The 26,886-nt window shown below is 37.3% G+C and carries 21 protein-coding genes; 3 read left to right on the plus strand and 18 right to left on the minus strand.

What is annotated here, in order from left to right; translation table 11 throughout:
- The 3 genes from IGJ66_RS06840 to IGJ66_RS06850 all read right to left on the minus strand — a co-directional run bounded on the left by IGJ66_RS06840 (position 1) and on the right by IGJ66_RS06850 (position 3,118).
- Entirely contained in the window at positions 1 to 831 is an 831-nt protein-coding gene (locus IGJ66_RS06840) for a carbohydrate ABC transporter permease (RefSeq protein ID WP_067482185.1), read from the minus strand.
- Positions 832 to 844: 13 nt separating this feature from the next.
- Positions 845 to 1,738 (minus strand): carbohydrate ABC transporter permease, encoded by an 894-nt coding sequence (locus tag IGJ66_RS06845; RefSeq protein ID WP_067482187.1) that lies wholly within the window; start codon positions 1,736 to 1,738, stop codon positions 845 to 847.
- 138 nt (positions 1,739 to 1,876) lie between these two features.
- Positions 1,877 to 3,118 carry a sugar ABC transporter substrate-binding protein gene (locus IGJ66_RS06850; RefSeq protein ID WP_067482189.1) on the minus strand — a complete coding sequence of 414 codons (1,242 nt, stop codon included), beginning with the start codon at positions 3,116 to 3,118 and terminating at the stop codon, positions 1,877 to 1,879.
- Positions 3,119 to 3,328: 210 nt separating this feature from the next.
- Between IGJ66_RS06850 and IGJ66_RS06855 the strand changes: the two genes are divergently transcribed.
- Both IGJ66_RS06855 and IGJ66_RS06860 read left to right on the plus strand, forming a co-directional pair.
- Complete coding sequence (locus tag IGJ66_RS06855) at positions 3,329 to 4,951, plus strand: glycoside hydrolase family 13 protein (protein WP_430616413.1); 1,623 nt, start codon at positions 3,329 to 3,331, stop codon at positions 4,949 to 4,951.
- 271 nt (positions 4,952 to 5,222) lie between these two features.
- Complete coding sequence (locus IGJ66_RS06860) at positions 5,223 to 6,149, plus strand: hypothetical protein (protein ID WP_067482199.1); 927 nt, start codon at positions 5,223 to 5,225, stop codon at positions 6,147 to 6,149.
- Positions 6,150 to 6,324: 175 nt separating this feature from the next.
- Here the strand turns inward: IGJ66_RS06860 and IGJ66_RS06865 are convergent, their stop codons facing one another.
- From IGJ66_RS06865 to IGJ66_RS06915, 11 genes are all read right to left on the minus strand, one after another.
- Positions 6,325 to 7,509 (minus strand): LCP family protein, encoded by a 1,185-nt coding sequence (locus IGJ66_RS06865; protein WP_285603049.1) that lies wholly within the window; start codon positions 7,507 to 7,509, stop codon positions 6,325 to 6,327.
- A 213-nt stretch (positions 7,510 to 7,722) separates the two neighbouring features.
- Entirely contained in the window at positions 7,723 to 8,232 is a 510-nt protein-coding gene (locus IGJ66_RS06870) for a shikimate kinase (RefSeq protein ID WP_067482203.1), read from the minus strand.
- Positions 8,225 to 9,535: a 3-phosphoshikimate 1-carboxyvinyltransferase gene (gene aroA / locus IGJ66_RS06875; RefSeq protein WP_075491472.1), complete on the minus strand. Its 1,311-nt coding sequence runs from the start codon at positions 9,533 to 9,535 to the stop codon at positions 8,225 to 8,227. The genes IGJ66_RS06870 and aroA overlap by 8 nt, the downstream gene beginning before the upstream one ends.
- 54 nt (positions 9,536 to 9,589) lie before the next feature.
- A complete protein-coding gene (gene aroC / locus IGJ66_RS06880; protein ID WP_430616414.1) occupies positions 9,590 to 10,756 on the minus strand; it encodes a chorismate synthase in 1,167 nt (388 codons plus the stop codon).
- 1 nt (position 10,757) lies between these two features.
- Positions 10,758 to 11,831: a 3-dehydroquinate synthase gene (aroB, locus tag IGJ66_RS06885; protein ID WP_067482209.1), complete on the minus strand. Its 1,074-nt coding sequence runs from the start codon at positions 11,829 to 11,831 to the stop codon at positions 10,758 to 10,760.
- Between the two features lie 25 nt (positions 11,832 to 11,856).
- Positions 11,857 to 12,882: a 3-deoxy-7-phosphoheptulonate synthase gene (gene aroF, locus IGJ66_RS06890; RefSeq protein ID WP_430616415.1), complete on the minus strand. Its 1,026-nt coding sequence runs from the start codon at positions 12,880 to 12,882 to the stop codon at positions 11,857 to 11,859.
- Positions 12,883 to 12,895: 13 nt separating this feature from the next.
- Positions 12,896 to 13,753 carry a shikimate dehydrogenase gene (locus IGJ66_RS06895; RefSeq protein ID WP_270345414.1) on the minus strand — a complete coding sequence of 286 codons (858 nt, stop codon included), beginning with the start codon at positions 13,751 to 13,753 and terminating at the stop codon, positions 12,896 to 12,898.
- Positions 13,754 to 14,212: 459 nt separating this feature from the next.
- Positions 14,213 to 14,983, minus strand: coding sequence for an ABC transporter ATP-binding protein (locus tag IGJ66_RS06900; protein ID WP_067482215.1), 771 nt, complete (start codon positions 14,981 to 14,983; stop codon positions 14,213 to 14,215).
- The gene (locus IGJ66_RS06905) at positions 14,984 to 15,868 is read right to left on the minus strand and encodes an ABC transporter permease (protein ID WP_067482217.1); all 885 of its coding nucleotides are present in this window, start codon (positions 15,866 to 15,868) and stop codon (positions 14,984 to 14,986) included.
- A complete protein-coding gene (gene trpX, locus IGJ66_RS06910; RefSeq protein WP_430616416.1) occupies positions 15,865 to 16,914 on the minus strand; it encodes a tryptophan ABC transporter substrate-binding protein in 1,050 nt (349 codons plus the stop codon). The genes IGJ66_RS06905 and trpX overlap by 4 nt, the downstream gene beginning before the upstream one ends.
- A 393-nt stretch (positions 16,915 to 17,307) precedes the next feature.
- On the minus strand, positions 17,308 to 17,907 hold the full coding sequence (locus IGJ66_RS06915; protein WP_086270905.1) for a hypothetical protein: 600 nt from the start codon (positions 17,905 to 17,907) through the stop codon (positions 17,308 to 17,310).
- Between the two features lie 257 nt (positions 17,908 to 18,164).
- Here IGJ66_RS06915 and efbA point away from each other — a divergent pair, with 257 nt between their 5' ends.
- Positions 18,165 to 19,868, plus strand: coding sequence for a fibronectin-binding protein EfbA (efbA, locus tag IGJ66_RS06920; protein WP_075491477.1), 1,704 nt, complete (start codon positions 18,165 to 18,167; stop codon positions 19,866 to 19,868).
- A gap of 366 nt (positions 19,869 to 20,234) precedes the next feature.
- On the opposite strand, the gene IGJ66_RS06925 is transcribed toward efbA, so the two are convergent.
- From IGJ66_RS06925 to IGJ66_RS06940, 4 genes are all read right to left on the minus strand, one after another.
- Positions 20,235 to 22,751 carry a hypothetical protein gene (locus IGJ66_RS06925; RefSeq protein ID WP_430616417.1) on the minus strand — a complete coding sequence of 839 codons (2,517 nt, stop codon included), beginning with the start codon at positions 22,749 to 22,751 and terminating at the stop codon, positions 20,235 to 20,237.
- An 82-nt stretch (positions 22,752 to 22,833) separates the two neighbouring features.
- A complete protein-coding gene (locus IGJ66_RS06930) occupies positions 22,834 to 25,035 on the minus strand; it encodes a hypothetical protein (RefSeq protein WP_430616418.1) in 2,202 nt (733 codons plus the stop codon).
- 52 nt (positions 25,036 to 25,087) lie between these two features.
- The gene (locus tag IGJ66_RS06935; protein WP_271027271.1) at positions 25,088 to 25,615 is read right to left on the minus strand and encodes a hypothetical protein; all 528 of its coding nucleotides are present in this window, start codon (positions 25,613 to 25,615) and stop codon (positions 25,088 to 25,090) included.
- A gap of 93 nt (positions 25,616 to 25,708) precedes the next feature.
- Positions 25,709 to 26,320, minus strand: a complete 612-nt coding sequence (locus IGJ66_RS06940) for a hypothetical protein (protein WP_430616419.1) — start codon at positions 26,318 to 26,320, stop codon at positions 25,709 to 25,711.
- Positions 26,321 to 26,886 lie beyond the last annotated feature (566 nt).

Consider the following 26,886-nt stretch of genomic DNA (forward strand, 5'->3'; position numbering starts at 1 on the left):
CTATTTATTACCAGACACATTGTACCCATCTAGAATATATTTTTGTAAAAACATAAAGATAATAATAATCGGTACGACCATAAAAGCAGATCCTGCCATTTGTAACGCATAGTTGTTTGCATATTGACCTTTTAATAACTGCAACCCAACTGATAACGTGTAATATTTTTCATCACTTGCCATAATCAACGGCCATAAGAATGAGTTCCAACCACCGATAAATGTGGCAATTCCTTGAACAGCCAATACTGGTTTAGAAATTGGCAAAATGATTCTCGTAAAAATAAACCATTCACTCGCACCATCCAAACGAGCAGCTTCTAATAACTCATTTGAGATTGCTGACATGAACTGTCGGAACAAGAAGATACCATATGCTCCAACCAAGCCTGGCAATACAATCCCTGGCATCGTATTAGTCAAATTCATTGAATTCATAATCAAGTAAACGGGGATCATTGTCACTTGACCAGGAATCATCATCGTTGCTAATACTAAATAAAAAAGAGGTTCTCTTCCCTTAAATTTATATTTAGCAAAACCAAAACCTGCCATCGCATTAAAAATCATTCCTAAAAAAGAAAATGCGACAACAATCAGCGTATTTTTTAAGTACGTCGTAAAATCAAATGCATTGAACAATTCAATAAAATTATCTAAACTCGCTTTTTCTGGAAAAATTCTAGGTGGAAATTGCATGATTTCCATATCCGTTTTTAACGAGGATAATAGCATCCAAATAAACGGCAACATCCAGACTAGTGCGCCAATCGTTAGAACCAGACCCATAACAAATTTCACTCGTCGGTTACTTTGTAATTCTTTATTCATAACAGTCACACCTCTATAGTTGATTTTCAATATTGCGTTTTTGCATTCTAAATTGGAATAAAGTAACTAGGATAATTACCGCAAATAAAATAAATGACCCCGCAGCGGCATACCCAAATTTACTGAATTGGAACCCATTACGATAAATGAATAACGCAACTGAAGTCGTGCTATCTAATGGTCCACCATTCGTCATTACAAATGGTTCTTCAAAAAATTGAAGCCAGCCGATTAAAGTTGTCACCGTTACAAAGAAAGTTGAAAAACGTAAGGACGGAATCGTGATATAAAAAATCTGTGCTTTTTTTGAAGCTCCATCTAATGATGCTGCTTCATATAATTCTTTGGGGATTCCTTGGATTGCCGCTAAAAAGATTAACATATTTGTTCCAACAGCCCGCCAAACACCCAAGATAATCAAGGATATTTTTGCGATGGTTGGATCCGTTAGCCAAGGAACAGCTGGTAAATGAACTAAAGACAACAAATAGTTCAAGAAACCAAAACTTGGATTGTAAAGATAACTAAACACCACTGCAACGGCAACCACATTGGTAATTGCTGGTGTGTAAAAAATCATTCGAAAAGCTGAGAATAATTTATTTTTTCCAAAGTTAATCATTAATGCTAAGCCTAGCGACATGACAATGACTAACGGCACGCCCAAAACAACATAAAAAATCGTATTTTGAATACTTTTTAAAAACACCGGGTCACTAATGATTTCTTGATAGTTATCGAATGAAACAAAATTGATTTTTGACCAATCTGCTAACCCTACCAAGCTCATATCAGTAAAACTAATAAAAAAAGCGACAAAAATCGGAATGATTGAAAAAAGTAAAAGCAAAAGAAGTGCAGGTGCAATAAATAAATATGGTGCTTTAAGTGTTCGACTTTTTTTCACTTTCAGAACTTCCTTTCTAGAATGGGGAAAGCTAGCTTGATTGCTATTTGACAAGCAAACATTAGATTCTTTCGCCAATTTAATTGAATAAATCGGCCCGAGATAGCGACACGAGTTGCTGACCTCAGGCCCGATAAACTATTTATTTAATAAAGTTTCTGTTTCTTGATTGAATGAATCCATTTCTTTTTGAACATCTTGACCACCTAAATAGATTTGTTCAAAATGTTTCAAATAGTTTTGAGCGATTTCTTCAAATTGTGTGATTAATGGCATTGGTTCTGAATTAAGTAGTTGTTCATTGAAGACACTATAAATTGGATCATCTTTCAATTCAGGATTTTCCCAAGTCTTTTTAGCTGTTGGAAGTGCGTCTGTCAAATGCATCCACTCTAACTGATTGTCTGGCTGTGCCATAAAGTTAATAAATTTCGCCGCGTCATCTTTTTTCTCTGAATATTCAAAAATAGTTAAGTTCGACCCACCCATGGATGAGATATTGTTTTCTTTACCCGGTAACGGTGCGATTGCCCATTTTCCATCAATATCTGGAACAGTATCCTTCACCGTTTTTGCCATCCACGGTCCACTAATGAACATTGGAACCATCGCATCGCCTGAAAACGTTTGGCTGACATCTAAGCCAAGATCTTGCTTAGGCGCATAGCCTTTTTGGATAAAGTTGTTCAAGTAAGCAACACTATCGACAAAAGGTGCTTGGTCAAATTCTGGTTGGTTATCTTTAATCAAAGGTGAACCATTTTGTCGTGCAAACATGAACCCTAATGTTTGTTCCTTGGAATCAATATTGATTCCATATTTATCATCTCCACGTGCTGCTAATTTTTTCGCAGCATCTTCTAATTCTTCCCAAGTTTTTGGTGGTTCTTTATATCCTACTGATTCTAAGATATCTGTTCGGTAAAACAAGACACGTGTTTCTGCCGCCCAAGGAATACCATAAGACTTCCCATCAAACTGTGTCGTTTCAACAGAACCTTCATAAAAGTTATCTGGATTCATCGCATCGTACTTATCAATGTAACTTGACATATCTGCTAATGCACCAGCTTCTTGAAATTCAGGCATCCAAGTCGTTCCCATCTGTAAAACATCTGGACCACTTTTTGAAGCCACAGCCGTTAGTAGTTTATCGTGTGCATTCGACCATGGGATAGATTGAATTTTCACTTCAATTCCAGTTTCATCTGTAAATTTATCAGTCATTTTTGATAACTGCTTTACTTCGTCCCCCATTCCCCAAATATTTAAAACTTCGCTATCTTTTGCTGAATTATTGCTTGAACCACACGCCGCCAATCCACCAAGTGCCATTACAGCTGTCAATCCTAATAAGCCAATTTTCTTCGATAGTTTCATTTTTTTACTCCTCCATTTTTTAGTGAAACGTTTCTACAGGGAGAAGTATACTAGCTTGTTTCTAATTTGTAAAGCGCTTTCTAAAATATTTTTTTCGATAAAAAAGCATTGAAAGCTTGATTTTTTTGATTATAATGAAAGCTAAGTCAGGAACTTGTTTGAATTTTATCAAGCGACTCTTAGAAACGTTTCACCAGAAAGGAGTTTTTTATGAATAAAGACAATAAAGAGACTATACCTTGGTGGCAATCAGCGGTTTTTTATCAAATCTATCCAAAGAGTTTTCAAGACAGCAATCATGACGGGATTGGTGATATCAACGGCATTGTCTCTCGCCTTCCCTACTTGCATCAACTGGGAATTGATGCGATTTGGCTATCACCGGTTTATTCCTCGCCTAACGTTGATAATGGTTATGATATTGACAACTATTATGCAATTTTAAATGAATTTGGAACAATGGCGGATGTTGAACAATTAATTACCAAAGCGAAGTCTTTTGGAATCCGAATCATTATGGATTTAGTTGTTAATCATACATCTGATCAACATTCTTGGTTTTTGGAAGCAGAAAAAGGAAATAAAAAATATCAGGATTATTATATTTGGCAAAAAGAACCACCCAATACTTTGCAGTCCTTTTTTGGCGGAACGGCCTGGACATTTAACGAAAAACAAAATCGGTATTATTTGCATTTATTTTCCAAACATCAACCAGATTTAAATTGGGAGAATCCCAATATGCGAAAAGAGATTTGGGAAATGATGCGCTTTTGGATTGATAAAGGGATCGGTGGCTTTCGATTAGATGTTATTGATTTGATTGGAAAGCAACCTGAAAAAGAAGTACTCGGTAACGGACCAAACTTACACACATACCTCCAAGAAATGTATCATGGAGTCTTAAAAGAAACTGACCTAGTGACTATTGGCGAAGCAGGAAGTGTGACTCCTGAAACTGCACCGTTATATACGGCACCAGAAAGAAACGAACTTTCAATGGTCTTTCAATTTCAACATATGGCATTAGATGAGCAAACTGGGCACTCAAAGTGGGCACTTAAAAAGTTAAGTGTTCCTGAACTAAAAAAGGTGCTTTCAAAATGGCAAACTGCCCTGCCTGAAAATGCTTGGAATAGTTTATTTTGGAGCAATCACGATCAGCCTCGCATTTTATCTCGTTGGGGAGACTTAAACTATCCATTAGAGAGCGGGAAAATGTTAGCAATCCTGCTTCATTTGATGCGTGGGACCCCATTTATTTATCAAGGTGAAGAAATCGGTATGACGAATTTTCCGATTCATTCCGCCAAGCAGATTCAAGATATCGAAAGTCTAAATTTTTATCATAGTCAACAAGAAGCGGGGATTGCGAAAGAAAAAATTTTTGAAGCGATCAATACCAAAGGTCGTGACAATGCACGTACACCTATGCAATGGGACGATTCGCTCTTTGGGGGATTCTCAACCGTTTCTCCTTGGTACCCAATCAATCCAAATCACGAACAAATCAATGTCGAAGCAAATTTGAATCATCCTAATTCGCTTTTCTTTACTTATCAAAAGCTGATTGCTTTACGAAAAAAATACCCAATTATTATTTGGGGAAACTATGAGTTATTAGATACTCCCCCTACAATTTTTGCCTATAAAAGAAATTACGAACACGAGACTTGGTTAGTCTGCGCAAATTTTTCAGATCAAAAGACTTTCTATTCTTTTTCTGAAAAACCAGAAATGACAATTATCAGTAATTACGATGCCACTTATTCAACACTTGACCAACTTAACTTACGTCCATACGAAACTTTTGTTGTAAAACTTACACCTTGACTACTCTGCTATTTTTCTATTTACGATTTTAGTAACTAGAAAAATAGCAGTTTTTATTTATAGCAAAATTATTTCAAAAGTAACCGCTAACTTAAAATTCATTTTGTCATTTTAATTTCCTGATTAATTCTTTAATTACTAGTTACAATATAGTAAACTTATTTAATAAGATGGTTATTTTAAGATTAACTTTAAATAACTTTTACACAACTATATGGCGACTATCGCTACCTGCCAATAAGTGGGAGCAAAAATTATCTAGGAGGAAAAAATGAAAAAGAAAAATGGGGTAACTTGGTTTCTTGCAGGGATTGGGATGGTTTTATTCTTTCAATCAATAATTAATATGGAGGCAACTGCCTCGATTACATTGGGTACCTTACTCTTTGCATTCGTTGGTTGGCAACTAAAACAAACACAAAGAGTTCAATACAAGAAATGGCTTTTGCCAATAATCTTTTCCCTTTCACTGATTCTTGGTGCCTGTGGAACTGGTTCGGCTATAACTACAGAAAGCACTAGTAGTTCGACCAACATAACCAAGTCATCAAAAACAAGTGAATCATCAACTAAAGATACTACTGAGATTTCAAAAGAAAAAGCTAAGAAAAAAGAACTAGAAAATTTAACAAAACAGGCACAACAAGAAGTTGAAAAAGCGGAAAAAGAACCAACCAGAGATCAACTAAACATTGCGTTGACAGCGATTGGAAAAATCCCTGGTGGAAGCAGTGCATTAACTGAACGAACAAATAAAGTTGAACAGACCATCGTTACTGCGGAAAAAAAGGCAGCAGAAGAAAAACGCGTCGCTGAGGAAAAGGCCGCTGAAGCCAAACGAATTGCTGAAGAACAGCGAGTCGCCGAAGAAAAAGCTGCGGCTGAAGCTAAACGTGTCGCTGAAGAGCAGGCTGCAGCTGAAGCTAAACGTGTTGCCGATGAGCAGGCTGCAGCTGAAGCTAAGCGGATCGCCGATGAACAAGCAGAACAAGCTAGAGTCGCTGCGGAACAAGCCGCCGCTGCGCAAGCTGCAGCCCAGCAAAATCAAAACCAACAAATGGTTTATATTGCTCCGGACTCTGGTCGAAAATATCACTATAATCCCAATTGTCGTGGGCTAAATAACGCAAATTCGGTTGTAAGTATTCCATTGTCCGAGGCACAAGGTTCGTATGGTTTATGCGGCTTTGAGGACTAGCAACGAAAATAAATTAAACCACGCATAAAATGCGTGGTTTTTTTACATGCTTTGCGAAAAAATGACTAAAGTCTCTAATAAAAAAATCCTAGGAATTTTTTCATCCTAGGATTTTTTAAATTGTTTCCACTATGAGCCTACCTGATAACAAAAATCACTCTTATCTTTACTCAAATTATTCATTCAAAAACGTGGTAATCGCATCTTGGTTCATTTGATTATCAATGACTAAGACACTTCCTGCATACTCACTGTTACCATAATCCCAAGAGCCGTCAACTGGCACGCTTAGTCGATCGATGCCAGTTGCACCACGAGCAATTGAAAGCAGATGAGTAGCTATAAATGTTGCGGTGACGTCTGTCGAAGTATACCCAATTGCTTTTCCAGCCGCATAAGGTGCTCGAAGTAAGTTAATTGGATTTTTTAGTTGACTGAAAATTGCATTCATCACCTGTTGCTGACGTCTAACACGACCAAAGTCCCCTTCCTCATCCATTCGAAAACGAGCATATTGCAATAAGACATGGCCATCCATTTTTTGGACCCCTTTCTTGATATCGACACCATCAAGATTCAGGTCTTTCTCAGCATCTAGCTTCACACCGAACATAAATAACGCATCAATTACTTTTTCAAACGACTGAAAATCAACTTTTGCGTAATACTGACACTCGATTCCAAAGTTTTCTGCTAACGTCTGCCGGACTAGCTCTGCACCGCCATAGGCATAAGCAGAATTGATTTTGTTTTGCCCGACACCAGGAATGTTAACAAAGCTATCACGCATAAAGGAAACGAGCTTCGGTTTGTGCGCTGGACCTCGTAGCTGCAAAACCATAATTGTGTCTGCCCGACCAGCGTCTTCTCCCCTTGTATCACTTCCCAAAATCAAAATGTTTTTTGCTCCGTTTTCTGACTGAACACCATTAAAGGTCTCAACTGGTGCATTAGCTAAACTACTGTCATGCTCAGCCATAAATTTTCCTACAAAAAAAGAAATACCTGAATAAAGTAGAATAAGAATGAAAAGACCAAAAAGCATTTTCTTCCATGAACGTTTTTTTCGTCCTTTTGGTGGTTGTTGTGGTGATTTCTTTTTCCGAAAAAATTTCTTTTTCTCAGTTGTTTGCTGATTCAATTGCTCATATTCATTGTATTCATCAAATGGTCGATTCAATTGGTTGTTTGATGAATCAAAATCATTCGAAAATGACTGATTGCTTTGATTTTGTTCTACATGTTGATCTGATTCTCGCTGAATATCCTGTTTTCGTTGACGGCGAGCGAAGAGATTATCTGTATTGTTTTTTAAGGATTTCCCTTTGTTTTGTTTATTGTGACGGTCCATCCGACTCATCGCATTTCCTCCTAATTACCTAATGATAGTTCAAGGATACGTTACCTATCGATAAAAAGCATGCTACTTAAGTCCAATTTAATAAAAAATAACGATTTTTTATTTGAAATACTATTTTTTCAGTCAATTTCGTAAAAAAGTAGGACAAAACAAACTTCTTGTTTCCCCTCACTCTTCTTTGCCAATTTACCAATAGTCATTCGAGATGCTTTCTTAACAGCGTGCTAAAATTTCTGTCACGATTTGTTGTGGCGATTTGTTCGTCGTCTCAATTTGAAACGTGGCTACTTCTTGATAAAATGCTTTTCTAGTCTGATATAGTTCTGAGAATTCAGCAACTGTCTTTTGTCGTGCCAAAGGTCTCACATTTTTTTCGTCATGAATAACTCTTTGATACAGCTCAGCAATTGATGCTTCTAAAAAAATAACATTTCCACCATTTTTTAGCAATGTTCGATTTCTTTGATTTAAAATAATGCCACCACCAGTAGAAATCACTTGTGCTTTTGAAACAGTCAATTGTTCTTGAAGCAGCTTTGTCTCAGCTTGACGAAAGTGTGATTCGCCATATTTTTCAAAATATTGTGTAATCGTAGTCGCATATTTCTGTTCGAACAATTCATCTAAATCGACTAAAGAAACAGCAAGTTTTTCTGCTAAGAGTGTGCCAATCGTGGTTTTTCCCGACCCCATAAAACCAACAAGTATAATCGAATTATTCATTTGATGTACCTTGGACTAATTTAGCTAAATCACCAAAGAACTGAGGATATGAAATGGCTACCGCTTCTGCTTCCGCTAGTTCTATTTCGCCGGTTTCGACTAACAAAGCAGCAATTTGTAACATCATACCAATCCGATGATCGTTATGGCTAGAAACTTGTTGTTTTTTTTGGAAAACTCGAAGTGGTGTTGGTCCCTCAATGATTAGCCCATCTTCTGTCGCTTGGATGTTTGCACCCAATTTTGTTAATTCTGTCGCCACTGCATCAATTCGATTGGTTTCTTTCACTTTTAATTCTTCGGCATCATAAATTCGGGTTGTTCCTTTTGCTTGGGTAGCAAGTAACGCAATCACAGGTAGTTCATCAATCAGTCGCGGAATGATTGCCCCTCCGATTTCGATACCTTGAAGTTCAGATGTTTTCACCTGAATCGTTGCTGATTGGTTAACAGAATCTTCTTCCGTTAGCTTGATTTGGCCATTCATCTGTTTAACTACATCTAAAATGCCAGTTCGAGTTGGATTAATACCGACATTTTTTAGTGTAATTTCACTTTCTGGACACAACAAACCTGCAACAATAAAAAATGCAGCCGAAGAAATATCACCGGGAATGTTTACTTCACAGCCGGTTAATTTTTGTGGTCCAACAAGTGTGATTTCTTTTCCTGACTGCTGAATTCGCCCACCAAACTGTTGGATCATTTCTTCTGTATGATTTCTAGAAGGTGTTTTTTCAATAATTGTTGTCGTACCTTCTGCCTGTAAGCTTCCAAATAAAATAGCTGATTTCACTTGAGCACTTGCAACAGGCATTTCATATGTGATTGGTATTAATTGATTTGTTTGATCGATTTTGAGAGGTAACAAACCTTTCTCCGTCGCCCCAGTTATTCGAGCATTCATTTGGGTCAGCGGATCAATGATTCGGTTCATTGGTCGTTTGCTTAACGAAGCATCTCCAATTAACGTTGACGAGAAGGCCGCACCAGCTAAAATTCCTGAAACGAGCCGAACCGTTGTTCCTGAATTCCCACAATCTAGCGGACTACTACTTGGACGTAATCCTTCAATCCCTTTTCCATTGATACGAATAGTTTGGTCTATCTCCTCAGTGATCTCGACACCTAAGTTTCGGAATAGCTGTAACGTTGAAAGGCAGTCTTGTGCCCGCAAAAAATTATGAATAACAGTTTCTCCATAACTGATTGCACCAAACATAACACTTCGATGAGAAATTGATTTATCTGCAGGTACTTGTAAAGTGCCTCGGAGCTTCGTCTGATTTGTCAGTAATTTCATCTTTTGTCCCACTTCCTAACATAGCTGAAATAATAGCTAAACTATTTGTTGCCGTTAAAACTGAGCAATTCGATCGCGATACAAGTCAACAGCTTCTTTTAATTCCCCACAAGTGTCCGCAGAAAATTTTGTTAAAAATGCTTTAGCTATCTCTGTTGCCACGACGCTTTCGCAAATGACGCTTGCTGCAGGAACAGCTGTCGTGTCAGAACGTTCAACACTTGCTCGGTATGCTTCTTTTGATTGGATATCAACACTTTGTAACGGACGATATAAAGTTGGAATTGGCTTCATTACTCCTTGTACGATAATCGTTTCACCATTGGTCATGCCACCTTCGAAACCACCTAAGTTATCAGACTGCCGAGTAAATCCACGCGTTTCATCCCAAGTGATTTCATCCATGACTTTTGATCCAGGCAAGTTTGCCATAGTAAAACCTAAGCCAAACTGGACACCTTTAAAAGCATTGATACTCATCACTGCTTGGGCGATTTTCGCATCTAGTTTTTCATCCCAATGGACATAGCTTCCCAACCCAGCTGGAACATTTGCTACTAGCACTTCGACTACGCCACCCAAAGTATCTCCCGCTTTTTTCGTATGATCAATCAACTCTTTCATCGCAGCTTCAACTTTAGGATCAACTACACGTAATTCGGAATTTTCAGAGCGATGTTTGATTTCTTCTACTGTCAAGTTATCCGGTAGTTCACCTCTCAAACCTCCAAGGGCTAATACGTGCCCAGCAACTGATACGTCCAGTTCCTTAAGCAATTGTTTACAAACGGCTCCAATCGCTACTCGTATTGCCGTTTCACGCGCGGATGATCGTTCCAAAACATTTCTTAAATCGCGGTGACCATACTTCATCCCCCCAACAAGATCTGCATGTCCTGGTCGAGGTCTAGTCACTTGTCGCAGGGGTGCATCTTTCTCAGAAACTTGTTCAGGCGACATCACAGTTTGCCAATTTTTCCAGTCTTTATTCTCAATAACTAATGTTACTGGGGAACCTAGTGTATAGCCATGACGAACACCCGAAGTAATTTTTACTCGATCCTTTTCGATTTTCATTCTGCCGCCACGACCATAACCGACCTGACGTCTTGCTAGTTCAAGATTGATTTCATCAACAGATAAGAAAAGACCTGCTGGCAATCCTTCGATAATCGCGGTTAATTCTAATCCATGCGATTCTCCGGCTGTCAAAAAGCGCATCTCATTTCTCCTCCTTCTTCAAATAATCCATTAATTCATTTAAGGGGGTCGGCAAAATAGTTGCTTCACCAATTTTATTGAGCACAATTAATTTCACTCGATTTCCTCGTGCTTTTTTATCGTGAGTGATAGCTTCAAATAATGCACGCTCTTGCCATTCAGTTGTTTCTTCAGGAAGTTCAAATTTCCGCACCATTTCACGTAAACTTTCCGTTGTTCCTGTTTCCGTTAAACCCTTTTTTTCCGCGACTTTGGTTAATTGAATCATTCCGATTGCAACAGCTTCTCCATGGGTAATCTTTCCATAACCGGCAGTTTTTTCAACAGCATGACCGATTGTATGGCCAAAATTAAGAATTAGTCGTTGCCCATTATCAAATTCATCTGCTTCAACTACTGTTTTTTTTATAGCTAAACACGCTTCAATTATTTGTTCAGATTGCTGAACTATTTCCTCTCGTCCATTTATATTCACTAAGGTTTCCCATAAATTTTTGTCAGCAATTGCAGCATATTTAATTACTTCTGCTAATCCTTCACTGACTCTTCTTGGTGTTAACGTAAGTAACGTATCCGGATCAATCAATACCCCTTCAGGTTGCCAAAATGCACCAATGATGTTTTTGGCATACGAGGTATTCACTGCTGTTTTTCCACCAATACTACTGTCTACTTGAGCAAGTAAAGTCGTCGGGATTTGTAAAAAATGAATACCACGCATAAACGTTGCTGCAACAAAACCTGCTAGATCACCAATTACGCCACCACCTAAAGCAATGATGCCATCACTTCTAGTAAATTGTTTTTCTGTTAGTAACTGAAACAACTTTTCTGCTTGCTGCAATGATTTGCTTGCTTCGCCCGGCTCAATCACAGCTTTGATTACCATGTAGCCTGCATTAGTTAATTGGTCACTCACTGCTTGAGCATAAAGTGAATCAACATTTTTATCAGTTATCAAACAAATTTTTTGTGGGGACCACAAAGCGTTCACCCATTGACCGATTCTCGATAATGCACCTTTTTCAATAATGATTTCATAAGAATGTTGTGGTAGCTCTACTTGAATACTCATGTTCACACCTGCATTTCCTTTGTCATTAGCTATTTAATTTACGAATTTCTTTCATTGCTTTTTCTAAAATATGCACTTCTTCCATCATCTTCAGATACGTTTTTTCATTCAAAGACTGCGGGCCATCTGACCAAGCATTAACCGGATCGGGATGGATTTCAACAATCATGCCATCGGCACCTGCAGCAACACCAGCACGAGCCATCGGCGGAACCAAATCCCAAACTCCAGTCCCGTGGCTTGGATCAACAATGATTGGGAAATGACTAAGCTTTTTAATCAAAGGAACGGCACTTAAATCAAACGTATTTCGAGTTGCCGTTTCATACGTTCGAATACCTCTTTCAATAAAAATAATCTGATTATTATTTTGAACAGCAATATATTCTGCAGCATTTAGCCATTCATTAATCGTTCCAGCAATCCCTCGTTTTAATCCAATTGGCATGCCTGTTTTTCCAACCGCTTCAAGTAAACGGAAATTTTGCATATTTCGTGCGCCAATTTGTAAAATATCACTATAATGTGCCACCATTTCAATGTGGGCTTCATCCATTACTTCAGTGATGACCTGCATATTAAGTTCGTCTGCCGCTTGGCGAATGTATTTCAATCCTTCTTCTTCCAACCCTTGGAAAGCATAAGGTGAAGTTCTTGGCTTGAATGCACCACCACGCAAGATTTTCGCACCACCAGCTTTAGCTATTCGAGCTGTTTCGCGAATTTGATCTAAGCCCTCAATGGAACATGGGCCCGCCATTGTGACAAAAGAACCATCACCGATTTTGACGCCGTTAACATCCACAACTGTATCTTGTGGATGAAACTCACGCGAGGTTAGTTTGTACGTATTTGTAATACGAACAATTTCTTCTACTCCGTCGTATCGTTGAAAGGCAACATCCTGAATTTTTCTAGTATCACCAACTAAGCCAACGATTTGTTGCTCATTTCCACGATTCATTTGAACAGCTAAGCCTTCTTCTTTTACACGATTCACGACTTGTGAAATTTGTTCATCTGTTGCATTTTGTTTCATAATAATAATCATTTCTTTTTCCCCTTTATTCAAATAAATCTTTCATGATATCAAGTGGCATTTCGTGATTCGTCCATAAATGAAAAGCCGTTGCACCTTGATATAATAGCATACCTAAACCATTAAAGGCAGGCGCACCTATTTTTTCTGCCTCTTTTAGTAATTGTGTTTTTCTTGGTGAATAAATTAAATCAATCACAAATAAGTTTTCATGTAAAAAGGTAGCTTTTGCTAACGGCGATTGTCCTTCTTTTTTACCCATGCCAATATCTGTTGCATTCACTAATAGCTCACTCGTCTGCAAGTCACGTACGAGTTGTTCCTCATCTGCATAATCAACCACTCGTACGATTGAATCAGTCTGTTCTCCAATTTTTTCAAAGTCACGTTTCACCGTTAAAAATCGTTCATTTTTTCTTTTATATAAAACAACTTCTCTAGCACCTTCAAGAGCAGCCTGGACAGTGATTGCTTTAGCCGCACCACCAGCACCGAGAATAGTTATTTTTTTGTCTTTTATCTTAATTTTTGCGGTTTCTGCCATTGCTTTCACAAAACCAATACCATCTGTATTATAGCCGATCAGTTTCCCATTTTGATTCACGATCGTGTTGATTGCACCAATCAACTGTGCTTCTTGACTTAGTTCATCGACATAAGCGATAGCCGTCGTTTTGTTAGGCATTGACAAATTCACACCTAACATATCCAATGTGCGAATACTTTCAATTGCTCGTGCCAGATTTGTTTGATCTACTTCAAAAGCTAAATATACCGCATCAACACCACAAGCTTGAAACCCACGATTATGCATCCGTGGTGATAAACTATGTTCCGCTGGATTTGCAAAAAAACCTGCAAGTTTTGTTTTCCCAGAAATCACGCTTTGTCCTCCTTGATTGTCCAAAGTAATACTATTTTGTTTATTTATCTTGTCATGAAATATAAAAAAAACCACCTAGTGTTTTCGTACTAAACAAAAAGTACAGTAAACGACTACGTGGCAAGATGTCTTGAACTATTCACAAAACGTAAAGCATCTCATGAAACTTATTTAATTTTCACTCAAAGTATAACCTCACGAAACGCCTAAACTGTCTTAGATTGTACTAAGTATAGGACGAATGAAAGGAGCTTGTCAATTCCTTTTTCATTCTACTTCGCCAGCTAAAAAGAGGTAAGGATAGATAGAAGTCCTTACCTCTTTCTTTTGATTGTATCCGATTCAATCAGAAGAAAACGTCCACAAGTTGGAGACACGACTCAATGTTGCGCAAACATTGGCGAAGACATTCGCAACACTCTTGCTTGGTTCTCAATACTACTCATTTTTTTACCTTTTTTAATCAAGAACTTCCTCAAAAAATTGTAACAAATCACTCATTGATAAGTTTTGTTTTTCTTGTGCATTCAAATCTTGAACAATTCGTCCCTTTTGTAAAACAATCAATCGGTTTCCATAATTTAATGCATCTTCCATTCGATGAGTAATCATCAAACAAGTTAATTTTTGTTCCGTGATTCGGCGGTTGGTTAGTTCCATTAATGATTTCGCTGTTTTAGGATCTAAAGCCGCTGTGTGTTCGTCTAACAGCAATAGTTCTGGTACTCGAATCGTTGCCATCAATAAACTTAGCGCTTGGCGCTGTCCGCCAGAAAGTTCACCTGCTGGCGTATCTAAATGTGTTTCCAATCCATTTCCGACTTCTTGACATAATTGGTAGAAAAATTCTTTTTGTTTTTTTAAATTTCTCAGGTGTAAAGGACGCTTTTGTCCACGTTTTTGTGCTAACAATAAATTTTCAGCAACAGTCATTCGCGGCGCTGTTCCCATTTTAGGATCTTGAAACACACGTGCCAGAAACGCTGCACGTTTTTCTTCGGAATCTTTCGTAATCACTCGATCTTTAAACAAAATACTGCCTTGAGAAAGTTGCAGTGTCCCCGCAATTGTATTGAATAGCGTGCTTTTACCTGCCCCATTTCCGCCTAAGACAGTAATAAAATCTCCTTCATTGATTGAGAGGTTGATATCTTCAAGTAAAACTTTATTTTCATTCAGTCCATTATTCACAACTTTTTTTCCATTTTGGATGGTTAAGATTGCTGTCATTTATTTTGCCTCCTTCTCAAAGCCCGTTTTTAGATTCAGCGCTTTTTTCACTTGCGGAATCATCAAACAAAATGCAAGAATGATTGCTGAGAATAGTTTCAAGTAAGTTGTATCAAAACCTAATTTAATAACGATCAAAATCAATAATTGATAAATAATACTACCAACAACAATAGCAATCAACCGTTCCGCCAATGTTAACTCTTGAAAAATCACTTCGCCAATAATGATCGAAGCAAGACCTATAACGATTACACCAATTCCCTTATTTACATCTGCATAACCATCATTTTGAGCAATTAATGCACCAGAAAGAGCTATCACCCCATTTGATAACGTTAACCCCAAAATTTTCATTCGATCTGTTTTAATCCCCAAAGAACGTGCCATCGTTTCATTATCCCCTGTTGCAATGTATCCTTGACCTAAATCTGTATTGAAGAAAAACAACAGAATAGAAATAATCACACCTAACGCAATTAAACCTAACAAAACTGTATCAAAATAATTTGGTAGTTGAAGTCTTTGGAAACTATCTTGTAAAATGGGCCGATTCAATAAAGAAAGGTTAGGTGTTTTCATCACATATAGAATCACTGAATTCAAACCAGACATTACTAGAATTCCAGCAAGAATAACGGGAATCTTTCCTTTTGTATAAAGCAAACCAGTTACCAAGCCGGCTACCATTCCTGCTCCTACTCCTAAAAGTGTAGCAAAAATCGGTGCTACCCCATTCGTAATCGCAGTCACACAAACGGCTGCACCCAACGGAAATGACCCTTCTGTTGTCATATCAGGAAAATCAAGAATTCGATAAGTCATAAAAATGCCCAAACCCAAAATGGCCCAAAGCATTCCTTGTGAAATAGATGAGACGATCATTTGTCTTCCTCCTTTGAACTTTCAGTTGATTTTATTGACTCCTGTGTTACACTTTTAGCTTTTTCTTTTACCTCTTCAGGAATCGTGACACCTAAGCGAGCTGCTTGCTCTTGATTGATGATAATATCACCTTTATCAAAGGTATAAACAGGTGTCGTAGCTGCTTCATTTTTTCCTAGTGCAAGTTTTGCAGCCATTTTGCCACTTTGAACACCTAATTGGTATTGATTGATCCCAATTGTTGCCAGACCACCTTGTTCAACCATTGTATCAACTGATGGAATAACAGGAATTTGTTCTTTGTTTGCTTCCTTGATAACTGTTTGCATCGCATTGGCAATCGTGTTGTCCAAAGGAATATAGATCACATCAACAGATTGACTCATGACTTGAACTGTTTGTGCAATTTCATTTGTTGAAGGTACTGCATATTTTGTCACTGTCAAATCAGCTTCTTTTGCAGCAGCTTCCGCTTGCGCAACTTGATATTTAGAATTATCTTCCGATGACGCATAAAGAATTCCGATTCTTTTGGCTTGTGGTAGTAAGGTTGTAGCTAATTGGATTTGAGCACTGACAGGCGGCTGATCAGAAACACCGGTCACATTTTTTCCCGGCTTATCTAAGGACTCAACTAATCCTGCCCCAACTGGATCTGTTACAGCGCCTAGCACCACTGGAATCTCACTTGTAGTATTTGCTAATGCTTGTGCTGCAGGTGTTGCAATTCCAATTAGTGCCGCTGGATTTGCTTGAACAAGTTGTTGGCTCATCGTCGCTAATTTGCTTTGATCGGCTTGACCATTTTGAAAGTTTATTTTAAGATTTTTTCCTTCAACCAATCCTTCTTCTTTCAACCCATCCTTGATTCCGCGATAAATTTCATCTAATGCTGGATGACTGACATATTGTAAAACACCGATTTCTTTTACTTCCGTTGTTGCTGGAGCTGCACTTTTCGTCTCAGCCATTTTTTCGTAAACGAAACTACCAATCAAGTAGATTCCCAGTAGCGCTACGACCGCTATCAATCGTTTATTTTTCATTTTTTTCCTCCTGTTAATAACTAGTTATTTTTGCTATGAACGATAACAATGTTTTAATAAATTGTTTTATTATTAAGCAAACCCAACAAAAAAAGGACAATTCCTTTTACGGTATTGTCCTTAGTGCACAAAAAACCGCATAGAAGTCTCTATGCGGTAGTCAAATTTCTTGTCTAGCATAGATACAAACTTTAGATTGTTCTCTAAAAAGTCGTATCTATGGGAAAGTTCGCCATCAATACAACTCATCTACGCCAGTTACGCCATGCTTTATTGTTTCCTAGTAAAGTTTGGTTTGATAAGTTCATTGTGGTTCACCCTTTCGTCAAATAATTGATTTAAGTCTAATCGAATTTTTTTTATTCGTCAATAGAAATATTTACATTGTGCAAATTATTGTGTTGAGTCTGTTGTCATTTCAAGTTCAAGTTTTTTAATATTTGCTAATGGAAGGCGATTCAACTCCGGTACTAATTCTTTTGAAACATCCGTGATTCCTTCCTTACCGATAACGACTCGGTTCGTCTCCTTACCGCCATCAAAAAAAATAAATGTGATTTGTTCCCTGTTGATCCCGTACTCTTTTTCTTCCTCAGCAACGTCATAAACGAGAGGATAAAAATAAATTTGACGATTCAACTCTTCCATTTTCTTTGAATCATTAAAAATAGACAAGACTTGTTCATAGGTTTCACCTTTTGGCACGCAAAACATGACTGATATCGCTTTGCTATCAGCAATTGTTTGCTTAGCATTACTGTAATCAAACCCTTTGACTTTATCAGAGGTGATCGTTGAATACACCAAACTATCTACTTGATCTGCTTTGATTTTTTCAGGCAAAAAAATCATTGAGCCTGCTAACAACAATGATAAAAAAAGTAAGCCACCTGCACGCCAAAAATATTTGATTGGATTTTCAGCAAACGCGTCACCAAATTGCGTCCAGCTTTCTTGGATTTTTTCTTTTATTTCTCCCCAAATAATAAACACCTCGCTTTTTCCTCCGATGTTGTTTGTTCATTTTCTTTATTATACCTATAAATTAGCACTTTGACGAAAAAAATTGCGTCTCCCTCAGAAATTTTTACTATTTATGCAAAATATAGATTCTTTTCACTGATAAATCACTAGAAACTTGTACGTAAATAGACTAGCGCTTTACTGGCATTACGATTACGCCACTATTGGTTTTTATACTTGTTTTTCGTTATAATGAAACTAATTACGAAAAGAAAAGAGGAAGCATTATGTCCTTTGACGGTGTTTTTACCCACGCAATGGTTAGTGAGTTGCGTGATACCTTATTATCTGGTCGAATTTCCAAAATTCACCAACCTTATGAAAATGAAATTATTTTAGTTATTCGCTCGCGCGGAGCCAATCATCGTTTGTTATTATCCGCTCATCCTAGCTATGCGCGAATTCAGATTACGCAAATTGATTATCAGAATCCTGACACACCCCCTAACTTTGTAATGATGCTAAGAAAACATCTGGATGGTGCTTTGTTAGAAAAAATCGAACAAGTTGAAAATGACCGTGTCATTCATTTTCATTTTACAAAACGAGATGAGCTGGGCGACTTACAAAATATTGTTTTGATTGTTGAACTGATGGGTCGTCATAGCACAATTGTACTGGTCAATCGGGAAAGCGGAAAAATCTTAGATGCAATCAAACACATCGGAAGCTCTCAAAATACTTATCGGTCGCTGATTCCTGGTGTTACGTATGTTGCTCCACCAAAACAAGAACAATTAAATCCATTTTCAGCAGAAAAAGAAAAAATCTTTCAACGTCTTTCCCAATTAGAACTGACACCAAAAATTTTACAGCAAAATTTCCAAGGTCTTGGTTTTGATACAGCACAAGAATTAACAAGTCGCTTGACAGAACAACCTAATGAAAAAATGGCTGTTTGGGAAAACTTTTTCCATGAGTTGAATGATAAACTTTCCCCTACGCTTTATGAAGCAAAAAATAAAGACTTCTTTACCCCCATTTCCTATCAATCAATTGCGAAAACTGCTGATCAAATAACAAACTACTCAACCTTGAGCACGTTGCTTGACGGTTTTTATCATGACAAAGCAGAGAAAGACCGTGCCAAACAGCAAGGTAGCGAATTGATTCGAAAAATGGAAAACGAGCGTAAACGAAATCAAAATAAATTAAAAAAACGAGAACAAACACTAAAAGATTCTGAAAATGCTGAAGATTTTCGTCGCAATGGTGAACTGTTGACCACTTTTATGACTCAAGTCCCACGTGGTGCAACAGAAGTCACTTTACCGAATTACTACGAAGCAGATCAACCTCTGACCATTAAGCTTGATCCTGCATTAACACCTAACCAAAACGCACAAAAGTATTTCCATCGTTATCAAAAGCTAAAGAATGCCGTTAAACTAATTGGTCAACAAATCCAAGAAGCCAAAGACGAAATTCAGTATCTTGATTCTGTCTTAGCTCAACTTGAAATTGCAGGTCCAATGGATATTGAAGCAATCAAAGAAGAATTAACCGATCAAGGGTACTTTAAAAAGAAATCTGCTAAAAAGCAAAAGAAAAAGAAACCTTCTCAACCAGATGTTTACTTTGCTGAAGACGGTACTCAAATTCTGGTAGGAAAAAATAATTTACAAAATGATTTACTAACAATGAAAACTGCTAAAAAATCAGATTACTGGCTCCATGCAAAAAACATCCCAGGTTCACACGTGATTATCAAAAGTAACGAGCCATCTGATGAGACGATTACTCAAGCAGCAGAATTAGCTGCTTACTTCTCAAAATATCGTCATTCAGCGCAAGTTCCTGTAGATTTGGTTCAAGTAAAACATATTCGTAAACCAAATGGCTCCAAACCTGGATTCGTTATTTATGAAAATCAGAAAACGATTATCGTGACCCCTGTTGAAGAAATAATTTTACAAATGAAAAAACAATAAGAGTTAATCAATCATTGTCATGTCTTTAACCGATTCATGATAATTGTTAAAAGAACAACTTTTTCAAAACAACAAAGGTGCCTTCAAATTTCCTATTTGGGAAATTGATGGCACCTTTTTGTTTATGTGCTAGGTTCATATGGTCTGTAAGCACAACTTGCTACACCAAGTATCGCATCTTGAAGAAACAGATGCATACGATGCTTGTTTTCGTCACAATGAACCTAAAAAATAGCTATATGTTAGTAACAGATGTTCTCGCTTGTTTTTTATAAAAATAGACAAAAGAAGCTGACTATCTACTTATTCCCTTTAAGACCTGTTTTCATTGCAATATCTCTGCTTTTTAAACATCTTATACATGATTTACGGAGTCGGTTTAAATCTAAAATACATAGTGGATGAAGATTTTGATAGTTCAGTTTGCTCTTTAACGGATCCCTCAAAGTCTATTGTCTTTATTTCGTTAAAGCCTAGAACTTCTAACGATTCTGATTTTTGTAATCCTTTCTCATTTTCATAAAGGACAATTTTTTTATTATTCGAAATGAGATTCAGGGCTAACTCTTTTCCTTTTAAATTCTCGTCGGCAACAAACTGTTCAACCTTGACTTCGACAGGTACAGTTGAATTGTTTTCCATTTTGTAAACAGGTGAAATGATTTTTTCTTCGTCTGAACCAAAATTCATTTTTGTTGGTATTGTTAGGTTGATTTCAGATGTATCGATCTGAGTAACGATGCCAGCCGGAACCTCGATTGAAGCTTCTGGAATATCTTGCTCGACTGAACTTTCATTTGTTGCTTTTCCTGTTACTTTAACTACTGGATTTTGATTCAACGCAGCATCTGTCACTTTTACTTTTACTTGATAAGTAAACGTTTTACCAGGTGCTAGCTCATCAATACTCACATTTTGTTCACTTCGTGTCACGACTTCCAATCCCTCTGGTAACTCAATTGAAAGATTTCCTGACTTAAGTGACGCAACGGAGCTATTATTCGTTAGCGTGTAAACATAAAGTAATTCATCACCAACATTGGTTTCTTCCTCACTTCTTGACAGGTTTTCAACAGTTAGATCTGCAGCCAGCGTTAACTTCGGTGCTTTGACGATAAATGGTACCGTGTAATTAAATTCAAAAGTTCCTCCACTTTGTAACGTTTCTTCTACTTTAATTACGGCACTTGTTGTGCCAAGTTTTGATGTATCTGGATACGAAACAAATTCTTTTACCTTCACATTATTGAAACTTTCTGTTGATAGAAAATCGCTGATACGTTGATCGAGTGCCTCGTGTGTCATTCCTTGAGTCACTTCTTGATTACTCGGAGTCAAACGATTGATATTGAGTAATGAATACCCTCCAGTGGTTACTTCATACAGTGCTTTTTGATAGCCTTCGGCTTCTTTCACTAATTGTTCATTTCGACTCACATAAGTTTGTGCACCCATTAATGGAAACGTTGGATCATTTTGATGAAAAGTTTCAATAGAGAGTACATCACCGTATATTAGGCTTGTTGTTTGAAGTTCTTTGCTCCAACTGCTCGCTAATTCCTTCGACGTTTGGTAAACCGTATCTGTTTTCAATTCGAACAGTTTTTGATCTATGTTTTTACGATACGCTGTGATATTTGGTCTCATCGAAAGATTAGTACTTGTGTTCAGACCAGTCGTTACTAAATTAGGGTTCCCTGCTTTATCCAGTAAACTAAGAGCAATCATCGATGGCTCACCTAACACGATACTCTTTCCATATAAAACCTTGTAATCTATAATTATCTCTTTAGATACTTGATATGTTGGGCTCGTCACACGAACCTTTGCTTGATGCGTTCCCACTGTCGAAGCACTAATCGGATCACTAATCCATTCAAAAACCAATTTATCTTCGGCTTCTGGTGTAGATTTTACATTCACATAGTCTTTTGCATTATTTGATAATGTTGTACCTAATGAGATATCAGCGATTGTCTTTGCGCTCACTTCCAGCGTTTTTACAATTGTAAATGGTACCGTGTAATTAAATTCAAAAGTTCCTCCACTTTGTAACGTTTCTTCTACTTTAATTACGGCACTTGTTGTGCCAAGTTTTGATGTATCTGGATACGAAACAAATTCTTTTACCTTCACATTATTGAAACTTTCTGTTGATAGAAAATCGCCGATACGTTGATCGAGTGCCTCGTGTGTCATTCCTTGAGTCACTTCTTGATTACTCGGAGTCAAACGATTGACATTGAGTAATGAATACCCTCCAGTGGTTACTTCATACAGTGCTTTTTGATAGCCTTCGGCTTCTTTCACTAATTGTTCATTTCGACTCACATAAGTTTGTGCACCCTTTAATGGAAACGTTGGATCATTTTGATGAAAACTTTCAATGGAGAGTACATCACCGTATATTAGGCTTGTTGTTTGAAGTTCTTTGCTCCAACTGCTTGCTAATTCCTTCGACGTTTGGTAAACCGTATCTGTTTTCAATTCGAACAGTTTTTGATCTATGTTTTTACGATACGCTGTGATATTTGGTCTCATCGAAAGATTAGTACTTGTGTTCAGACCAGTCGTTACTAAATTAGGGTTCCCTGCTTTATCCAGTAAACTAAGAGCAATCATCGATGGCTCGCCTAACACGATACTCTTTCCATATAAAACCTTGTAGTCTATAGTTATCTCTTTAGATACTTGATATGTTGGGCTCGTCACACGAACCTTTGCTTGATGTGTTCCCACTGTCGAAGCACTAATCGGATCACTAATCCATTCAAAAACCAATTTATCTTCGGCTTCTGGTGTAGATTTTACATTCACATAGTCTTTTGCATTATTTGATAATGTTGTACCTAATGAGATGTCAGCGATTGTTTTTGCGCTCACTTCTAAGCCATCCAAAACATTAAAATTAACCTCATACTCATAATTTAATTTTACACCAGCGATTGTTTCTTCCACTAAGACTTTAGATTGTTTCTTCCACTAAGACTTTACCTTTTGCCGTTCCCGCTTTGGACCGGTCAGGATACTCAGTGATCTTAGAAACTTTCAATCCATTTCCACTCATCCCAAGAAAGTCAATCAAATCACTCACTTGTTTATCTAACTCTGCATTGGTGGTTTTGGTCGTGATTGTTGTTTCTTTTGGTTTCAACCGATTCAAACGATACGGGATAAAACCATCAGCTGTTACTGCAAAATAGACGCTTCCTTCATCCATGTCTGAATACTTAACATTACTTCCATTTCTAGTATAGGAGTTTCGCCACTGTTCCTTATGCCATATTTGGACGACATCTCCCAGTTGAACATCCTTCTGTGCGTTCGTTCCAAAGCTACTGACTACTTCATTCGCTGTGATTTCACCATTGAATCCTTCATAGTATGTGCTACTTAATTGATCGATTCTTCCGGTCCCTCTTAGTAACGTGATTGACTGATAGGTCATTCCTTTACGATACTCATGGATACCGTTACTTCTATAATTTTTGTTTTCTCCATAGCTGGAACGAATATAATACGTATTTCCTATTTTATGAAGTGTATATGCACCACTTGTACCATTATCATAACCTCGAAGTTGAATGGTATTTCCCCAGGACATCTTGATTGGTGCTTGTAAATAAGTCATCGCACCATTTGACTTACGGGTGATTTTCACACCAATTTTGTCCGTGACCGTCATATTATCGAAGCTAGGAACTGAGGTAATCTCCGCCGTGTAACCAGAAGAATCGATTGCTGTTCCGTCTTCTAAACGTACGTTAGTAATCATTTTTGAAACAGCGGGGATTTCACCTGACCATGTTCCAAGCTCGATCGTTTGTTCCACCACGTCTGCCCAGATTCGTCGGTCATCGGTTACATTATAAGTCACTTCGTATTCATACGTTTGTGTCACACCTGCAATAGTTTCCTCAACCAAGACTTTACCTTTGGCGACGCCAGTTTTTGAACGATCCGGATATTCGGTAATTTTTGAGACTTTCAAGTCGTTACCAGAATACCCAGAAAAATCAATCATCTCATCTTTTCGTTTGTCTAAATCCGCATTCGAGTCACTTGCAGAAATCGTAATCTCTTTTGGTTTCAACTGATTCAAACGATAGGGAATAAAGCCATCGGCAGTAATTGCGAAATACGTGCTATCTTCGTTCTTGGTTGAGTAAGTAATTTCTTTCTCATCTTTCGTATAGGAATTTTTCTTTTGTTCTCTATGCCAAATTTTGACGACATCACCTAATTGAACATATTGTTGCCCATTTGTTCCAAAATTTTCTACCACTTCTTTGGCAGTATTGGTACCTTTTGTTTCTTTGTAATAGGTGCTACTCAACTGATCGATTTTACCCGATCCTCTTAATAAAGTGATTGAGTGATAGGGTGTATCAGGATAATACCCATGAACCCCACTGGGATAATAGTCATTATCTTGCCCGTAGCTTGAGCGAAGTCGATAGCCGTTACCAACTTTATGAAGCGTATACGCCCCAGCTACAGAATCTATAATTCCTCGAAGCTGAATCGTATTTCCCCAAACCATTTTAACAGGTACCTGTACATAAGTAGCAGCGCCATTTGATTTACGTGTAATTTTCACACTAATTTTATCTGTAGCTGCCAGGTTATCAAAGCTGGGAATTGAGGTGACTTCCGCTGTGTAATCTGAAGCATTGATTGCTGTTCCATCTTCGAGACGCACATTGGTAAACATCTTTGAGACGTCAGGTATCTCACCTGACCATGTTCCAAGCTCGATCGTTTGTTCGACGACATCCGCTAAAATCGTCCCATCAGCTTTTGATTCAGCATACTTATCGGCAGAGTCATTGATAGAGCCAACTTCCATATTATTTTCATTTTCAGTTGACTGTCCTTCAGAAGATGTAGCAGAGTGTGAAGTATCTTCGTTTTCTACTTGATTACTTTCTTCGTTCAAGCTGACTTTTTCTTGACTTTGGATTGCCTCTGTTGTTTCTTCAGACTCTATTTGGTCCTCACCTGAATTAACTGATACAGGTTCTTCTTCAGTTTGACTTGGTTCTAGACTTTTATTTTTTTCTTGTGCCCATACTGCTGAACTGCCGGCATTGATGATTTGAGAAAAATTTCCGAACAGAACAGAGCCTAGCATGAAACAAATAATTATTTTAGATTTATTTTTCATCTTCTATCTCCCCAGTTCTTCACCACCATCCCTAACTATGAAATCTCTTCCGTTAGCTGACATACAGAACGCCATCAATAGTCGATTGATTAATCTGTTTTTCCTCATCAAAAATCGTATAGATAATCATTACTTCATGACTACCTTCCGACAGACTTTTTTTCAGCTTTACTTCAGATAGTTGGCGATTTGTGGGAATCAAACCAGATTTATATAGTTGTTCATTCCCCTCTTTCAATAAGTACTCAACTTGAATACTGTACGCATTTGTTGGCTTATTTTTCACTGCAAGTTGGGCAACACTCGTTTCTTTAGAGACTGAAATCTCATGCTTCAAGTTAATATTGATCTTGTCTTTATCTACTTCTGACTGCATGAATTTCAACATCTGTTCATCGCTCATCACTTCAAGACCTGTTTCTAACTCAGGCAACCCACTAATTACTCTGGGCTCCGTAAAAAAACGATCCTTCAGAAAGTATGCTGTCATACCTGATGCTAAAAGGAGGATTACTAAAAATAGTAAGACAATTAATTTTCTTTTCCTTTTTTGTTCTTCTTGATTATTGATATTATCCATATGTAACGCTCCTTAATCATGAATAAAAGAGAGAAAAAAATCTTTCATCTCTTTAATTACGTTTCCTCATAAAGGACTCTTACAACAATATGCTTACTTGATAGCAGTAAAATGTAGACCCATTTGATATTCAGGACGTAATGCAGCATCACCACTTGCTGGAAAATAACTTGGATCAACAGAACCTACGAATGTAAATGTATCAACTGCATCTGTTCCAAGTGAAGTTAAATAGGTTTTCTTAGACAACATTTGACCTGTCTTTTTGTGTAATGCAACTTCAGCACCATTGGAAGCTTTTATTGACAAATCTTGCTTAACATCCACTGCATTTTTTGAAGCAAAATTAGCCACCGCAATACTCAACTTAGTTGTAGTCGAATTATTTTCAATTTTATAGATTGGTGAAATAATACTAGCCGTCGGTGCACCCTGGCCATCTACGCTATTAGCGTATAAAACTTTTGTAGGAATCGTAACATTAATAGCTGATGGATCTTCAGGATCAGTTGGTGACCCTGGATCTGTTTCATCCCATTCACCGATCCAACCATTTACAGCTACATCTCCAGTTTCGACACCGTCGACAATTTGTGGTGTATCACTAGGATCAATATCTCCACTAGTCCATGCACTTACATTTGTTGGTGCAAAAGCAACTACTCCTCCAAGAATCAAAGTACTTACTAACAACTTTTTAATCATTCTAAATCGCCTCTTTCCTCTTTTCTTTAGAACCTTCTTTACTGTTTCAGTTACATAACGGTTGGCTTGGTTAAGTAGTCGTTCTTTTATCGATCTTTGTCTACAAATAAAAGAAACGTGTAAATAGAATTAAGCCTCCAATTTTAAAAATGTCACATAACAAATAACAAGTAGGTTCAATAAAAATTCTATCATCTTATCTGACAATTGAGACAATACAAATCAAGTAGAGCGGTAGACTAAAATTGTATATGCAACTACTACAAATAAATATTTTTCTCATTTTATGGAAAAATGATACTTGGAAAACAAGCTGAATCCATCAAAAAGTATGCTTTTTTGACTAGACGATTCCTAAAGAAAAGAAGTACTATTGTATTATGAGATAACATTAAATAAAACAAGTATATGAGTTAATCCATCTTTTTACTTTGAAGATGTTCTTAAAGAAATGTTTTTCTATAAAATATACACGGTATAATCAGTCTGATAAATAAGCTAAATTAATAACGATAATGATACAAAAAATCAATTGACCTGTAACAACCATTTTTCACAGTTCAATA

It is taken from the genome of Enterococcus sp. DIV0176 (genome assembly GCF_050528535.1).
In the GTDB taxonomy this organism is placed as follows: Bacteria; Bacillota; Bacilli; order Lactobacillales; family Enterococcaceae; genus Enterococcus_B; species Enterococcus_B thailandicus.

Bases quoted from the DNA above. Each gene is read 5' to 3' on its own strand.
- IGJ66_RS06840 (WP_067482185.1), bottom strand. From the start codon at position 831: ATGAATAAAGAATTACAAAGTAACCGACGAGTGAAATTTGTTATGGGT.
- IGJ66_RS06850 (WP_067482189.1), bottom strand. From the start codon at position 3,118: ATGAAACTATCGAAGAAAATTGGCTTATTAGGATTGACAGCTGTAATG.
- IGJ66_RS06855 (WP_430616413.1), top strand. From the start codon at position 3,329: ATGAATAAAGACAATAAAGAGACTATACCTTGGTGGCAATCAGCGGTT.
- IGJ66_RS06860 (WP_067482199.1), top strand. From the start codon at position 5,223: ATGAAAAAGAAAAATGGGGTAACTTGGTTTCTTGCAGGGATTGGGATG.
- IGJ66_RS06865 (WP_285603049.1), bottom strand. From the start codon at position 7,509: ATGAGTCGGATGGACCGTCACAATAAACAAAACAAAGGGAAATCCTTA.
- IGJ66_RS06870 (WP_067482203.1), bottom strand. From the start codon at position 8,232: ATGAATAATTCGATTATACTTGTTGGTTTTATGGGGTCGGGAAAAACC.
- aroA (WP_075491472.1), bottom strand. From the start codon at position 9,535: ATGAAATTACTGACAAATCAGACGAAGCTCCGAGGCACTTTACAAGTA.
- aroC (WP_430616414.1), bottom strand. From the start codon at position 10,756: ATGCGCTTTTTGACAGCCGGAGAATCGCATGGATTAGAATTAACCGCG.
- aroB (WP_067482209.1), bottom strand. From the start codon at position 11,831: ATGAGTATTCAAGTAGAGCTACCACAACATTCTTATGAAATCATTATT.
- aroF (WP_430616415.1), bottom strand. From the start codon at position 12,882: ATGATTATTATTATGAAACAAAATGCAACAGATGAACAAATTTCACAA.
- IGJ66_RS06900 (WP_067482215.1), bottom strand. From the start codon at position 14,983: ATGACAGCAATCTTAACCATCCAAAATGGAAAAAAAGTTGTGAATAAT.
- IGJ66_RS06905 (WP_067482217.1), bottom strand. From the start codon at position 15,868: ATGATCGTCTCATCTATTTCACAAGGAATGCTTTGGGCCATTTTGGGT.
- trpX (WP_430616416.1), bottom strand. From the start codon at position 16,914: ATGAAAAATAAACGATTGATAGCGGTCGTAGCGCTACTGGGAATCTAC.
- efbA (WP_075491477.1), top strand. From the start codon at position 18,165: ATGTCCTTTGACGGTGTTTTTACCCACGCAATGGTTAGTGAGTTGCGT.
- IGJ66_RS06930 (WP_430616418.1), bottom strand. From the start codon at position 25,035: ATGAAAAATAAATCTAAAATAATTATTTGTTTCATGCTAGGCTCTGTT.
- IGJ66_RS06935 (WP_271027271.1), bottom strand. From the start codon at position 25,615: ATGGATAATATCAATAATCAAGAAGAACAAAAAAGGAAAAGAAAATTA.
- IGJ66_RS06940 (WP_430616419.1), bottom strand. From the start codon at position 26,320: ATGATTAAAAAGTTGTTAGTAAGTACTTTGATTCTTGGAGGAGTAGTT.